This window comes from Pseudobutyrivibrio sp. (genome assembly GCF_015057185.1).
In the GTDB taxonomy this organism is placed as follows: Bacteria; Bacillota; Clostridia; order Lachnospirales; family Lachnospiraceae; genus Pseudobutyrivibrio.
The window spans coordinates 192766-208744 of the sequence record NZ_SVEV01000001.1; the positions used below are offsets into that span (position 1 = coordinate 192766).

Annotated in this window: 14 protein-coding genes; all 14 read right to left on the reverse strand. The window is 38.6% G+C overall.

What is annotated here, in order from left to right:
• Positions 1 to 151: 151 nt before the first annotated feature.
• Entirely contained in the window at positions 152 to 1270 is a 1119-nt protein-coding gene (rpsA, locus tag E7276_RS01000) for a 30S ribosomal protein S1 (protein WP_294212584.1), read from the reverse strand.
• Positions 1258 to 2103: a 4-hydroxy-3-methylbut-2-enyl diphosphate reductase gene (gene ispH / locus E7276_RS01005; protein WP_294212587.1), complete on the reverse strand. Its 846-nt coding sequence runs from the start codon at positions 2101 to 2103 to the stop codon at positions 1258 to 1260. The genes rpsA and ispH overlap by 13 nt, the downstream gene beginning before the upstream one ends.
• 1 nt (position 2104) lies before the next feature.
• Positions 2105 to 2767 carry a (d)CMP kinase gene (gene cmk / locus E7276_RS01010; RefSeq protein WP_294212590.1) on the reverse strand — a complete coding sequence of 221 codons (663 nt, stop codon included), beginning with the start codon at positions 2765 to 2767 and terminating at the stop codon, positions 2105 to 2107.
• Positions 2768 to 2800: 33 nt separating this feature from the next.
• Positions 2801 to 4030, reverse strand: coding sequence for an NAD(P)/FAD-dependent oxidoreductase (locus E7276_RS01015; protein ID WP_294212592.1), 1230 nt, complete (start codon positions 4028 to 4030; stop codon positions 2801 to 2803).
• Positions 4030 to 4944, reverse strand: a complete 915-nt coding sequence (locus E7276_RS01020) for a MurR/RpiR family transcriptional regulator (RefSeq protein WP_294212594.1) — start codon at positions 4942 to 4944, stop codon at positions 4030 to 4032. The genes E7276_RS01015 and E7276_RS01020 overlap by 1 nt, the downstream gene beginning before the upstream one ends.
• 95 nt (positions 4945 to 5039) lie before the next feature.
• Positions 5040 to 6458, reverse strand: coding sequence for an oxaloacetate decarboxylase subunit alpha (locus E7276_RS01025; protein ID WP_294212596.1), 1419 nt, complete (start codon positions 6456 to 6458; stop codon positions 5040 to 5042).
• 115 nt (positions 6459 to 6573) lie between these two features.
• Positions 6574 to 7722 (reverse strand): sodium ion-translocating decarboxylase subunit beta, encoded by a 1149-nt coding sequence (locus tag E7276_RS01030; RefSeq protein ID WP_294212599.1) that lies wholly within the window; start codon positions 7720 to 7722, stop codon positions 6574 to 6576.
• 15 nt (positions 7723 to 7737) lie between these two features.
• A complete protein-coding gene (locus E7276_RS01035; RefSeq protein WP_294212602.1) occupies positions 7738 to 8091 on the reverse strand; it encodes a biotin/lipoyl-containing protein in 354 nt (117 codons plus the stop codon).
• A 23-nt stretch (positions 8092 to 8114) separates the two neighbouring features.
• Positions 8115 to 8903 carry an OadG family protein gene (locus E7276_RS01040; RefSeq protein ID WP_294212605.1) on the reverse strand — a complete coding sequence of 263 codons (789 nt, stop codon included), beginning with the start codon at positions 8901 to 8903 and terminating at the stop codon, positions 8115 to 8117.
• 18 nt (positions 8904 to 8921) lie between these two features.
• Entirely contained in the window at positions 8922 to 10247 is a 1326-nt protein-coding gene (locus E7276_RS01045; RefSeq protein ID WP_294212607.1) for a carboxyl transferase domain-containing protein, read from the reverse strand.
• Positions 10248 to 10418: 171 nt separating this feature from the next.
• A complete protein-coding gene (gene scpB / locus E7276_RS01050) occupies positions 10419 to 10991 on the reverse strand; it encodes an SMC-Scp complex subunit ScpB (protein ID WP_294212608.1) in 573 nt (190 codons plus the stop codon).
• 71 nt (positions 10992 to 11062) lie between these two features.
• Positions 11063 to 11818, reverse strand: coding sequence for a segregation and condensation protein A (locus E7276_RS01055; RefSeq protein ID WP_294212612.1), 756 nt, complete (start codon positions 11816 to 11818; stop codon positions 11063 to 11065).
• 317 nt (positions 11819 to 12135) lie between these two features.
• Positions 12136 to 13341, reverse strand: a complete 1206-nt coding sequence (locus tag E7276_RS01060; RefSeq protein WP_294212614.1) for an NADP-dependent isocitrate dehydrogenase — start codon at positions 13339 to 13341, stop codon at positions 12136 to 12138.
• A 130-nt stretch (positions 13342 to 13471) separates the two neighbouring features.
• Positions 13472 to 15877: a leucine--tRNA ligase gene (leuS, locus tag E7276_RS01065; protein ID WP_294212618.1), complete on the reverse strand. Its 2406-nt coding sequence runs from the start codon at positions 15875 to 15877 to the stop codon at positions 13472 to 13474.
• Positions 15878 to 15979: the final 102 nt, after the last annotated feature.

The window sequence follows — 15979 nt, forward strand, 5'->3', positions numbered from 1 at the left end:
CCAATCTTAAACTTTTCTTTGATACAAAATCCATTATACATATGAATTGTGTATTTATTGTTATATTTTTAAGTTTAAATATTAATAACAGGACAATTTCTTACCAATAAAAAACAGGCCTAGAATTTCTAGGCCTGCACATAATTTGAAATTACTCTTCAGAAGCAGCCACTTCTTCGATGTTTACGTCAGCAACTTCAGCATCATCTGTCTGCTCTGGCTCAAGAAGTGCTTTCATAGAAAGGCTAATCTTCTTCTCCTCGTCGTTGAACTCAACAACCTTAGCCTCAATGTCCTGTCCGATTGAAAGAACATCAGAAGGCTTCTCGATACGCTCTTTTGAAATCTGAGAAACATGAAGTAATGCATCAATTCCAGGAGCAAGCTCTACGAAAGCACCAAAGTCCTTCATACGAACAACCTTACCCTTTACAACAGTACCAACTGCATACTTTTCAGCAGCACCATTCCATGGGTTCTCATCGTCGAACTTGCAAGAAAGTGCAATCTTGCCGTCCTTGATTTCCTTAACAAATACTTTGATTGTATCGCCAACATTAAGTGTCTTTGCAGGATTCTCTACACGGCCCCAGCTCATTTCTGAGATGTGAAGAAGTCCATCAGCACCACCTAAATCGATGAATGCACCGAAGTCCTTAACATTCTTAACTGTTCCTTCGAATTCCTGACCAACTGCAATCTTAGCCATAAGCTCTTCCTGAGCCTTAGCCTTGTCTGCAACAAGTAATGTCTTTCTATTTCCAATGATTCTACGACGCTTTGGATCAAACTCAGTGATTACAAAGCTAATTTCCTGTCCCTGATATTTTGTAAGATCCTTCTCATAAACATCTGAAACAAATGAAGCTGGAATAAATACTCTAGCCTCATCAACAACAACAGTAAGACCTCCCTTAAGAACCTTGTCAACTGTAGCTGTAAGAACCTCTCCGCTCTCAAATGCCTCTGCTAATCTCTCGTTGCCCTTTTCCTGAGCAAGTCTCTTGTAAGAAAGAAGAACCTGACCCTCACCATCATTTACCTTGATTACGATAGCTGATAAAGGATCACCAACTTTAACAACAGTAGTAAGATCAATGTTTGACTCATTTGTGTACTCTGAACGTGTAATAATACCATCAGACTTGTAACCGATATTTAAAACGATTTCATCTGGCTTTACGCTAATAACAGTACCGTCTACTACCTCTCCATTGTGTATAGTTTTAAATGATTCCTCCAACATTTGTTCAAAACTCATTTCTGACATTTCTTTTGAACCTCCTCGATAATATTGTTTGGGGTGGATGCCCCTGCGGTAATACCTACACTTTCAATGGAACTAAGGTCAGATGACTGGAAATCATCAGCCGTCTGTATATAGTAAGTATCGTTGCATCTTGTTTTGCATATCTCGTACAACTTTTGGGTATTAGACGAATTCTTACTTCCAATAACCACCATGGCATCAACTTTTGAAGCAATTTCTGCAGCTTCAACCTGCCTTTTATTAGTCGCATCGCATATTGTATTCAAAACAATAATATGATAACCTTTTTGATTTATAATTTCAACTAATTCTTGAAATTTATTATGGTTAAAGGTGGTTTGAGACACAATACAAATACTCGCTTGAGAATTAACTGAAAAATTAAATGCAGATTTTTCATCCGGAATTACGGAATAATCATTGCCATTTATCCAGCCAACAATGCCTCTAACTTCTGGATGGTCAGGGTTTCCAATGATTACAATGTGTTCCCCAGCCCTTGAATGTTCATCAACAGCACGATGAATCTTCTTTACAAATGGGCAAGTTGCATCAATTATATTGTGTCCTTTTTTCTTGAGAGTTTCCTCAACCTGACGTGTAACACCGTGAGAACGAATAATTACAGTACCAGGCTCATAATCCGCATCTGGATTTTCATCCATTACTTTTACGCCACTCTCCTCAAACTCACGGACAACTTCTTCATTATGAATAATTGGCCCATAAGTATATAAAGGCTTAGTGCCTTCGGAAATTTGTTTTTTTACTACATCTACTGCTCTTTGTACTCCAAAGCAAAATCCAGCAGATTCAGCCAAAATAACTTTCATATTACTTTCCTTCACAAAGATTAATAATTGTATCTACTACCTCGTCAATAGTCATATTTGAGCTATCTACTAAAATAGCATCCTCAGCCTGTTTGAGAGGACTAATTTCGCGATGAGAGTCTCTATAATCTCTCTCCTCAATATCCTTTGCAATCTTGTCAAAATCAGGTGACTCACCCTTTGCAACAAGCTCGTCATATCTACGCTTAGCTCTGCATTCTACGGAAGCTGTTAGAAAAACCTTTACGTTAGCATTAGGAAGAACTACTGTACCGATGTCTCTACCATCCATGATAACGTCCGTTGTCTTAGCTAATTCCTGCTGAAGAGCAACAAGCTTTGTTCTAACTGGAGCAAAAACAGAAGTTGCGCTAGCCATATTTCCTACTTCTTCTGTACGAATAAGACCTGTAACATCTTCTCCATTAAGAATTACGTGCTGAGCTCCATCCTCGTATTTAATAGAAACTACTATATCATCTACAGATGCTGCGATTTTAGCCTCGTCGTTAGACTCTATACCAGAACGCAAAAAATAAAGAGCCATAGCTCGATACATAGCGCCAGTATCTACATATACATATCCCATTTTCTTTGCAATAGCCTTAGCTATTGTAGATTTGCCTGCACCAGCAGGTCCGTCAATTGCAACATTCATTGCCATAATATATATCCTCCAAAATAATAAATTACTTATTTAAATACTAAGTCCAGCTAAATATCCAGTGGACCATGCTATCTGAAGATTAAATCCGCCTGTGAAAGCATCCAAGTCAAGTACCTCACCAGCAAATGACAATCCTTCTATATTTTTACATTTCATTGTTGAAGGGTCAACCTCTTTGACTGATACTCCACCCTGAGTAACAATAGCTTCCTTATATTCTCGAACTCCGCTAATTGTAAAAGGAAATTCCTTTAGTAGCTTAACAAGAGTTGCTCTTTCTTCTTTTGTAATTGAATTAATCTGTCGACCATCATCAAACTGCATAATATCAATAAATACTGGAACCATAGACGATGGTAATAATCCTCTAAGAACCGCGCTTAAATGTTTATTCATATTATCATTAAAATCTCGTAAAACTCTTGCATCAAGTTCTTCTATAGATAAAGCCGGTTTTAAATCAATTGTAGCATTTAGCTTGCCAACAGCTTGAAGTCTTTTACCAATTATTGAGCTAGCCGACAAAACCAATGGACCAGATACTCCAAAGTGTGTGAAAAGCATCTCTCCAAAGCTATCATATAGCTTCTTTTTGCCATCAAATATTTTTAAATTAACATTTTTAAGGGCTAGTCCCTGCATTTCAGGAATGTATTTCTCAACACAATTTAATGGTACAAGTGCAGGTCTGCATTCAGTTACTTGTATTCCGTTTTTAGTTGCCCATTTCAGTCCATCGCCTGTAGAGCCTGTTGTGGAATAAGATAAACCACCGGTACAAACAATAACATGGTCGCATTCTAAAGTTTCTCCTGAAGAAAGCTTCAGACCTTTTACCTTGCCATTATCAATTAAAATATCTTTGATTTCAGAACGAAGTCTTATTTTAACGCCATATTCCTTTAATCCATTTTCCAATGCTTTTGTAATATCTGATGCGTGATCAGACTCTGGGAATGCACGATTACCACGTTCTACTTTGGTTGCAATCCCCTGGCTCTCAACAAATCCAATCATTGAATCTGGACTAAATGTATAAAGGGCACTATATAAAAATTTAGGATTTGAAACTACATTTTTAAAGAAATCCTCTACATCACAAGCATTTGTAAAATTACATCTACCCTTGCCTGTAATATATATTTTCTTTCCAAGCTTCTCATTCTTTTCAAAAATCGTGACTTCATGGCCACAAATACCTGCAGCATATGCTGCCATCATTCCAGCAGCTCCGCCACCTATAACAAAAACTTTACTCATTAAACCTCTCCAGGATAGTTCATCTTAATGGAATCATCTACTAAATCTATTTCATCATTCTCATAAAACTGATAATCATTCCAAACACTTTCAATCATATCAAGTGTATTTGCAACGTCAGATTGTTTTCTATTACACAACTCTACTATCAGGGCATTTATTACAGAAAGTGGTGCCACAAGAGAATCAACTATTGAATGCATATCGCTTTCTGCAATTAAATTACATGAGCTGTATAAATTCATTGGAGAGTGAATTGAATCCGTAATTGTAATTACATGCGCCAATCTATTATTAGCAAATTCTAATGCTTTTAATGTACGCATTGAATATCTAGGAAATGATATTCCTATAATACAGTCCTTATCTGATATATGAATCATTTGTTCAAAAAGCTCAGATGTAGAGCTAGTCTGAAGATTAATTACATTATCAAATATCATATTTAAATAAAATGAAAGAAATGATGCAAGGGGCGCACAGGTTCTAATTCCAACCACATAAATGCGTCGAGCACTTAAAATAGCCTCAATAGCATTTTCAAAGGCAGCCTCGTCAATGCTTTCCATTGTATTTTTAATTTTAAGAGCATCTGAAGATAATACAGTTCGCAATACTCCATTCTGCTCAATACCACCGTTTGTTATTTCTATTCTATCTGATGAATTAAGCTTAGAGCGCACTAATTCCTCTAAAGCCTGCTGAAATTCAGGATATCCGCTATACCCTATAAATGAAGCAAATCTAACAACGGTCGATTCTGATACACCAATTATCTCACCAAGCTTTGCAGCAGTATAGAATACAGCCTTATCATAGTTGTCAATGATGTAGTTAGCCAAAAGCTTCTGCCCCTTTGACATCTTGCCATAATTCTCATTAATTTTTGTGATTAAATCAGTTGTAGTTGCCATATTAAACCTCACTTTAACAATTGTTAGGTGAGTATAATTATACGATAGTAAAAAGGGCAATGCAAGAAATCTTGCATTGCCCAAAGCTTTTAATATTAAACTGGATAAGCTTTATTCTCTTTGTCTGCCTTGTTAGGATCAACCTTTGTCTGCTGAGCTTCACGATACTGGAAGAACTCTGTTGCAACCTTAGGGAAAAGAGCATATGTGAGAACATCCTCATCCTGCTGTTTCCACTGCTTGCACTCTTCTTCAAACTTAGCAAGACCTGGCTCAATCAAATCTGCTGGACGGCATGTGATTGCTTTATCCTTGTCAGCACCAAGCGCCTTCTCAACAACCTCTGGATTGAAAGGCTTTACAGTCTGGCCATACTTACCAAGAAGAATGTCCTTTGTCTGTTCTGTAACAACCTTGTATCTCTCACCCATAAGTACATTGAATACAGCCTGTGTACCAACAATCTGTGATGAAGGTGTAACAAGTGGTGGCTCACCAAGGTCTTTACGTACACGTGGTACTTCCTCAAGAACCTCACGTAGCTTATCTTCTTTACCCTGCTCCTTTAACTGGCTGATAAGGTTTGAAAGCATACCGCCAGGAACCTGATAACGAAGTGTATTAATATTAACACCAAGTACCTTTGTTGAAAGAAGACCATTTTCGATGCATTCTTCTCTGTATGGTCTGAAGTAATCAGCGATTTCTGAAAGAAGCTCCTGATCCAATCCTGTGTCATAAGGTGTACCCTCAAATGCAGCAACCATAACTTCTGTTGCTGGCTGTGATGTTCCAAGAGCGAATGGTGACATAGCACAGTCAATAATATCTGCACCAGCCTCTACAGCCTTAAGGTATGTCATACTAGCAACACCTGATGTGTAGTGTGTATGCATTTCTATAGGTAACTTTGTAGACTCCTTTAAGGCTGAAACAAGCTCATAAGCCTTTGCTGGAACTAAAAGACCTGCCATATCCTTGATACAGATTGAATCTGCACCCATATCCTCGATACGCTTTGCAATGTCCTTCCAGTAATCAAGTGTATAAGCTTCACCAAGTGTATAAGAAAGAGCAACCTGTGCGTGGCCCTTTTCTTTGTTAGTAGCCTTTACAGCAGTCTCAAGGTTTCTGATATCGTTAAGGCAATCGAAAATACGAATGATATCGATACCATTTGCAATAGATTTCTGAACGAAATACTCAACAACATCATCTGGATACTGGCTATATCCTAAGATATTCTGACCTCTAAAAAGCATCTGAAGCTTTGTATTTTTAAATCCATCACGAAGCTTTCTAAGTCTATCCCAAGGATCTTCCTTAAGGAAACGAAGTGAAGCATCAAATGTAGCACCACCCCAACACTCAACTGCGTTATAGCCAACCTTGTCCATCTTATCAATGATAGGAAGCATCATAGAAGTAGGCATACGTGTTGCAATGAGTGACTGATGTGCATCTCTAAGTATTGTCTCAGTTATTTTAACTGGCTTTGGACTAATATCTGCCATTATATATTCCTCCATATTTTTTTAGATGAAGAACTGCCATGCAAATTGCCTTCGGCAATAGGCAGTTCAGGGCACCAAGGAATCTTCCCACAAGTGGGCCCCTCCTTGGTACATTTTAAACTCCGAAAATTGCCATAAATACACCGGCAGCAACGGCTGTACCAATTACACCAGCAACGTTTGGTCCCATAGCATGCATAAGAAGGAAGTTTGTAGGATCCTCTTCTGCACCAACCTTTTGAGAAACACGTGCTGCCATAGGAACAGCGGATACACCAGCAGAACCAATAAGTGGATTGATTTTTCCACCTGTAAGATGGCAAAGAAGCTTACCAAATAAAACACCTGCAGCTGTACCAAATACGAATGCAACAAGACCTAAAATTACAATCTTGATTGTAGAAGCATTCAAGAAAGCCTCAGCTGATGTAGAAGCACCAACAGATGTTCCAAGAAGGATAACTACAATGTACATAAGTGCATTTGATGCTGTCTCTGTAAGCTGATTAACAACGCCTGATTCTTTAAATAAGTTACCTAACATAAGCATACCAACAAGTGGAGCTGTTGTTGGAAGAATCAAACATACAATAATTGTAACAACGATTGGGAAGAGAATCTTCTCAAGCTTTGATACAGGACGAAGCTGTGCCATTTTAATAGCGCGTTCTTCCTTTGTTGTAAGTGCCTTCATAATAGGAGGCTGAATAATTGGAACCAATGACATATATGAATATGCTGCCACAGCAATAGGTCCCATTAATGCTGACTGTCCTAATTTACCAGCCAAGAAAATAGATGTAGGTCCATCTGCGCCGCCGATAATTGATACTGCAGCAGCTGCCTGATCTGAAAATCCAAAGAGGATTGCAAGAAGGTAAGCTGTAAAAATACCAATCTGAGCAGCAGCTCCAAGCCAGAAGCTGATTGGATTTGCAATTAGTGGACCGAAATCTGTCATAGCACCAACACCCATAAAAATAAGTGATGGAAGAATTGAATACTCATCAAGAGTATAGAAATAATAAAGCAAGCCGCCTACACCATTTGATGTTTCCTCTGGCGATGCAATAATATCTGGATAAATATTAACCAACAACATACCAAAAGCAATTGGTAACAAAAGAAGTGGTTCATATCCCTTCTTGATTGCAAGATAAAGGAAGACACAGGCAACCGCTATCATGAGATAGTTTCCAACTGACAAACTAGCAAAAGCAGTCTGACCAAGAAGGTTTAACAATCTCTCTCCAACGTAACTCATGTGAAATCCTCCTAATTAGTTCATAGTTGCAAGTAATGCACCAGCCTCAACCTGTTGACCTTCATTACAGTTAATTGAAGCAACTGTACCATCCTGAGGTGCAACAACTGGTGTTTCCATCTTCATAACCTCAAGTACAACAACAGGATCTCCCTTCTTTACAGTTGCACCAGCAGCAGCGGCAATCTTAACAACCTTTCCTGCAGCACCAGCTTCGATTTTAACACCACCAGCAGCGCCAGTAGAAACAGGTGCTGGAGCAGCCTTAGGTGCAGCAGCTGGAGTAACTGGAGAAACGCCAGAGCCACCCTTATCTTCTACAGTAACATCATAAACTGTTCCATTAACAGTAATTGTATAATTTTTCATGGAAAATTCCTCCTAAAGTGATATTATCTTTTCTTTATTGAACGAACTACAAACGAATCTGTAGAAGCTCCTGTGCTAGCAGCAATGGCTGCAGCTATAACAGCTACAAGCTGTAAATCGTCAGTTTGCTGTGTTGCAACTGTTTGAACTGGTGTAACAACTGGACTTGTATCACCAGCTTCTTTCTTCTCCTTAGCCTTCTTTTCAAGCTTTGGAATAATTTCGAAGCATTTAATAACGCCAGACATAACAATCAACATTACGAATACGATTACAATACCCATAACCGTATTTAATCCTGCTTTTTTCATTGTCTCGCCAAGAGAATATACTCCTTCAACATTAATTGCTGTAGGACCTTGATCCATGTTATTAATGTTGTATACATAAGTAAGTTTTAAATCTCTCTTTGTAAAATCAGCAATGAGTGTAGCTGTAATTGTCTTTCCGGACTTTGTAACACTAAAGGCCTTTGTTCCACCTACATTGAGGCTTCCAATATTGAAACCACCAATGACTGTGTCCTCATCATAAAAACCATTTAATGTATTTTCTGCATCATAGCATTCTTTGTAATCCTCAAGAAGTCCTACTATTACTTCTCCGCCTTCATACTGAGAAACATTGGCAATATTGTAATCAATCAACTCCTCATTCAATGTGCCAAGCTTTGACATCATTGTTGTAAGGTCTGATTCATATTCTTCTATTGTAAGACCACCGATTGTTCCATCATCCTCTGAAGAACCACAAGCAGTAATTCCAAGAGCCATTGCAAAGGTGCATATGCAAACTAATAATTTTTTCTTCATAAAATCACCTTTCTGCTCTTAAAAAAACATTTCAAATCCAGCAATAATATACTTTCTTGTGTCTGCCATAGAAACAATTCTATCAATGTGTCCATGTGCAGCAGCTGTAAGAGCACTATCCTGAAGCTGTGCGTAATCCTTTTCAATAGAAGCAGCATCTGTTCCATTCTCAGAAAGAATACGAGCAGCCTTTGAAGCTTCCATTGCTCCAACAGAAGCGCTGTCAAATGCATATACTAAATCAGCACCAAGTGACTTTGAATTCATAAGAACATATGCTGAACCATAAGCCTGCTTAGTAATAAGATTAATCTTTGGAATACTAGCATCCACAAATCTCTGAGTCATCTGAGCAAGTGCTCTAGGAAGACGCTTTTCCTGGCACTGACATACTTTGAATGCAGCAACATTTGTAATAGATAAAACTGGGATTTCATACATATCGCATAAATCTACAAAATCAGCAGCCTTCTCACAGCCTACAGCTGAAAGATAAGCTTCGCCATCAATTTCTCTATTTCCTACTACACCAATAGTAACGCCATCAAGCTTCATAAGACCTGTTACCATTTCCTTAGCGTAACCAGCCTTAAGTTCGATAAACTCTCTATTGTCTGCTAATTCAGTTGCAACTAAAGCTGCATCTGAAACCTTTGACTCAAGGCCCTCAGAAGCACGATTAAGATCATCTGTAGCTTCTACAATGTCATTAGGAATCATTGAGATTACCTGCCTCATAGAAGCAACAACTTCTGAAAGTGAACCACATACATCAACTGTGCCAGCTTCTTCAAACTGGAACTTAGCTGATGAAGTATCTGTATCATTACCTGTAATAGTATCAGGTGAGTTAACAAATAAAGATGCACCATCAACCATGAATGTAAAATCTGCAAGTGCTGGAAGAACTGAAAGTCCGCCACCGCACTGACCTGCTACACACATAAGTTGTGGAATAACGCCTTTTACATCAGCAGCTCTCTCAATAACAGAGCCGAGAGACTCAAGTGCATCAAAAGACTCCTGTAAACGTACTCCCCCGCAATCAATAAAACCAATGACAGGTGCACCAACCTTAAGTGCCATGTCATAAAGAGACAGAATCTTCTTTGCATGCATCTCACCAATTGTGCCGCCCAAAACATCGGCATTCTGGCTAAATACAAACACTAATGTGCCGTCAATAAGACCATGCCCAATAATTACTCCGTCTGATGGTTCTTTCTTTGCATCAAGGTTAAAATCAGTGTTTCTTGCAACTACTAAAGACTGTAGCTCAACAAAGCTATTGTCATCTAGTAATGCATCAATTCTAGCCTGAGCTTGATTTAAATCATTACCCATCTTGTACCTCCATTTATATAAATATTTCAAATCTCTCGCAAGTATAATGATATCGTTTTTTATACCTCATTTCAATGGAATGTGTTAAAAAATTGTCATAAAAAACCACCCATGAATTTGGGTGGTTTTTTATTAATCATGATATACTCTCAAGCCTTGATAATTGTATAGTTAAACAGTAACTTCAACATTACTTGCTTCGCTTTCGGCTTCAAGTTTGAACTCTTCGATTTGAGACTGAGATAATTCTGGCAACTCATCAATGGAGCTAACACCAAATGAGCGCAAGAACTCTTCTGTTGTGCCAAACAACATAGGGCGACCTGGCGCATCGAGTCTCCCAAGCTCTGTACATAGACCAAACTCTACAAGTTTTGAAACAGCAAAATCACATGAAACACCACGGATTTTTTCTATTTCAGATTTTGTAATAGGCTGCTTGTAGGCAATAATAGAAAGTGTCTCTAAAAGCACATCTGTAAGTACATATTTCTTTGGCTGTTTTGCAATGCGAATAAGATACTCATAGATGTCAGGACTAGTGCACATTTGATATGAACCATCTAGCTCTGTAATAGTAATACCTCTTCCATCTTTTTCGTATGAAGATTTGAGATTTTCTATTGCCTCAACAACCTTTTTGTCATCTATTTCAAGGGCCTTTGCGATTTTAGATGGCTCTACAGTGCCACCCATTGCAAATAAAATTCCCTCAACAATATTTTCTATTTCTTTTAATTCCATAATTCCTCCTACGAAACAAGGAAAAAGTGCCATTTATAATTTACTTTTGCAATGGCACTTTTCAAGCATATTTAAGCGGCAATTTTGCTTTCAATGAGAATATCTGTAAATGTATCCTCTTGAGTAATATTAATCTGACCTGCCTTCATCATCTCCAACATACAAAGGAATGTAACGATAACCTCTGTCTTTGAATGGGCAGCCTCAAGTAAATTTCTGAAGCTAAATGTATTATGAGCCTTTGCAAAAGCAATAGTCCATTCCATTTTTTGTTCTAGAGATACCTCTTCTTTTTTGATTTTACCAAATGTAGAACGAATAGGATCTCGTCGATTGTCCTGACGTTTAATAACCTGTTGAAAGATATCATTAAGCTTATTCAAAGTTAAATCTGACATAAGCTCCTCTAAATCAACTGGCTGTTCGTACTTCAGTACCTCATCTGGAATAGTAGGCTCCTTATAGAAAACAAGGCTAGCATCCATCTGTCTATCTCTAAGCTGATAAGAAATAGTTTTGTACATTTTGTACTCCAACAATTGCTGTACCAGCTCTGCACGTGGATCCTCAGGTTCTTCCCCATCCTCTTCTTTCTCTTCTTTTGGAAGGAGCATACGGCTTTTGATGTCTAAGAGAGTTGTTGCCATAAGCAAGAACTCAGACATAACATCTAAGTCGCTATTATCCATAGCACGAACATATTCCATATATTGATCAGTAATCTCAACAATTGGAATATCGTAGATATCAACTTTATTTTTATCAATCAGGTGTAAAAGTAAATCCAGGGGACCCTCAAACACCTGAAGCTTAACATTCATCTCCAAAATTATTCTCCCTATAAGCCGCTAACAAACATCCACGTTGAGAATCTGTTACGACTACAAGCCTTTGTGATTCTCCGTTCGACAGCACGTCTCACTTGAGAATCCAAAGAGCTTGTTGTCTACAGATTGCTCAATTTATTGAGTTTGTTAGCTAGTACTAAGCAACTAAATAATGCATAAAATAAGCAAGCATGACTGCATCGCTTCTACGAACATAAAAATGGTCTCATACTGGTGGACCATGTATGAGACCATTATAAAAGACTATATTGTGTAAGTCAATATCAGTAACCACTAGATTTAGTAGTCTGACAATTTTAGAGTGATTCTAAAGTTTTGCGGATTTCGATGATGAAATCACGAGAATTAAGTACTGTAGGATTCTCAATAGATGTAATGAGTGCTAAATCCTTTGTCATTTTTCCATCTTCGATTGTTTTGATACATGCTCTCTCAAGCTTGTCAGCAAAATCAGAAAGCTCAGGAATATTATCAAGCTCTCCACGCTTTCTAAGCGCGCCAGTCCAAGCAAAAATTGTAGCAACAGAGTTTGTAGATGTCTCCTCACCCTTAAGATGCTTATAATAGTGACGCTGAACTGTTCCGTGTGCAGCCTCATATTCATAATATCCAGCAGGAGAAACAAGAACAGATGTCATCATAGCAAGAGAACCAAATGCTGATGAAATCATATCTGACATAACATCACCATCATAGTTCTTGCATGCCCAGATAAATCCACCCTCAGACTTCATAACACGAGCTACAGCATCATCGATAAGTGTATAGAAGTATTCGATGCCTGCCTTGTCAAATGCATCCTTATAATCCTTATCAAATATTTCCTGGAATATATCTTTGAATCTATGATCATACTTCTTTGAAATTGTATCCTTTGTAGCAAACCATAAATCCTGTTTTGTATCAAGCGCAAACTTGAAACAACTATGAGCAAAGCTCTCAATAGAAGCATCGATGTTGTGCTGTCCCTGAACTACACCTGGTCCATTAAATGTGTGAACTAGAGCGCGCTCTTCTGTACCATCCTCAGCTGTATATACAAGCTCTACTTTACCAGCCCCTGGAATTCTCATTTCAGAATTCTTATATACATCACCATATGCATGTCTTGCAATAGTGATAGGCTTCTTCCAAGATTTAACATTTGGTTCGATTCCTTTGACAACAATAGGAGCTCTAAATACAGTACCATCAAGGATTGCACGAATTGTACCATTAGGACTCTTCCACATTTCCTTAAGATTGTATTCTGTCATACGTGCGGCATTAGGAGTGATTGTGGCACACTTTACAGCAACGCCATATTTCTTTGTAGCCTCTGCCGAATCAACTGTAACCTTGTCATCTGTCTCATTTCTGTGTTCAAGTCCAAGGTCATAATACTCTGTTTTTAAATCGATAAAAGGAAGTAAAAGTTCATCCTTAATCATCTGCCAGAGGATACGAGTCATCTCATCTCCGTCCATCTCTACAAGGGGTGTTGTCATCTGAATTTTGCTCATACATTATCTCCTTAACCCAGTCCGCCAGTTACGCTCTCAAGCATTGTATTTCTACGCTCAACAACACGTTTCGCTTTAGAAATACAATAGCTTGATAGCTACTGGCTCAACTAAAAATCAAATTACAGTATTACTTTACCACGAGGTTTACGATTTTGTTTGGCACGTAAATTTCCTTAACAAGGTTCTTGCCATCAAGTGCCTTTGCTACATTCTCATCAGCCTTTGCTGTTGCAAGTGCTTCATCTTTGTCACATCCGTTAGGAATCTTGATTGTAGCCTTAAGCTTTCCGTTTACCTGAACAGCAATTTCGATTGTAGATTCTACAATCTTTGCTGGGTCATACTCTGGCCACTGTGAAAGTGAACAGTAGCCCTCTCCGCCAAGCTCTGCATACATCTCTTCGCAAAGATGTGGAGCAAATGGGCAAAGAATCTTTACAAGTAAAATAAGATTATCCTTTGTAATATGTCCCTCTGAAACAATATCGTTAAGAAGTCCCATCATAGCTGCAATAGCTGTGTTGTACTTCATAGCTTCGATATCTTCAGATACCTTCTTAATTGTCTTGTGAATGCCTGTCTCAATAGACTCGCTATTTGGCTCATCTGTAACAATGTCAGTAAGACCTGCAAATCTCTCAAGGAATCTCTTACATCCACGAACTGATGCATCTGACCAAGGAGCAGCTGCGCCATAGTCACCCATGAATAATACGTATGTACGAAGTGTGTCTGCACCATACGCATCAACAATATCAAGTGGATCGATAACATTACCACGTGACTTAGACATCTTCTGTCCGTCCTCACCAAGGATCATACCCTGTGCGCTTCTCTTTTTATATGGCTCTGGAGTATTAACAACACCAAGGTCATAAAGGAAGTGATGCCAGAAACGTGAGTAAATCAAGTGACGTGTAACGTGCTCCATACCACCGTTGTACCAATCAACTGGCATCCAGTAGTTAAGCTTTTCTCTAGCAGCAAACTCGTTATCATTATGTGGATCAATATAACGGAGGAAGTACCAAGATGAACCAGCCCACTGAGGCATAGTATCTGTCTCACGCTTTGCTGCGCCGCCACACTTAGGACACTTGCAATTAACAAAGCTCTCAACTCTAGCAAGTGGTGACTCTCCATCTGTACCTGGCTCGAATTTCTCCATAACAGGAAGCTTAAGTGGAAGCTCCTCATATGGAACTGCAACGTCGCCACATGTAGGGCAATGTACAATTGGAATAGGCTCGCCCCAGTAACGCTGTCTGTTAAATGCCCAATCCTTCATCTTGAACTGAACACCAGCCTTACCACAGCCGAGCTTTTCAAGCTCCTGAATCATTCTATCGATTGAGTCCTTTTTGTTGTTAAGACCATTAAGGAACTCAGAATTAATCATATTGCCTTCGCCTGTATAAGCTTCTTTTGTAACATCTCCGCCCTCGATAACAGGGATGATGTCGATACCAAACTTTTTAGCGAAGTCCCAGTCACGCTGATCATGAGCAGGAACAGCCATGATAGCTCCTGTACCGTAGCCCATCATTACGTAATCTGAAATATATACAGGAATCTTCTTTCCTGTGATTGGGTTGATTGCATCAAAGCCCTCAACTCTAACACCTGTTTTATCCTTAGAAACAAGCTGTGTACGCTCAAACTCAGACTTCTTCTGGCACTCAGCTCTGTAAGCCAAGATTGCGTCCATGTTAGAAATCTTGTCTGCGTATTTATCAATATATGGATGCTCTGGAGCAATAACCATAAATGTAACACCGCAAAGTGTATCTGGACGTGTAGTGTAAATCTCAAGCTTATCTTCGATTCCTTCAAGTGCGAAGTTTACGAAAGCCCCCTTTGACTTACCAATCCAGTTAACCTGCTGCTGCTTAATATTCTCAGGGAAATCAAGACCATCAAGCCCCTGAAGAAGCTTGTCAGCGTACTCTGTAATGCGAAGATACCAAACGTCCTTTTCCTTCTGGATAACATCTGTATCACAGATATCGCACTTACCACCCTGTGAATCCTCATTTGAAAGTACTACCTTACAATGTGGGCAGTAGTTAACAAGAGTTTTATCTCTGAAAACAAGGCCCTTTTCGAACATCTTAAGGAAAATCCACTGAGTCCACTTATAGTAGTCCTCCTGTGTAGTGTCGATTGTACGACTATAATCAAAAGAAAAACCTACACTCTTAAGCTGAGTTGTGAATTTCTTAATATTATCATCAGTAATCTTTCTTGGATGAGTGTTTGTCTTTACAGCGTAATTCTCTGTTGGAAGTCCAAATGCATCAAAGCCAATAGGAAATAATACGTTATATCCCTGCATTCTACGCTTTCTAGATACTACCTCAACTGAAGAATAAGCCTTGATATGTCCAACGTGCATACCAGCACCAGATGGATATGGAAACTCTACAAGACCGTAGAATTTTGGCTTATCAGAACCATCAACAGCTTTGAAAATCTCGTCCTTTTCCCAAGCTGCCTGCCATTTTTTCTCAATTGCTTTAAAATTATGTTTCATTTTCTCACCTCGTAATCTACGACTTCTGTTTTTCTGACTAAAAACTGAAATCTATACAACTAATCGAAATTATAATAAAAGCTGTAGAGTTTTGCAATGAAA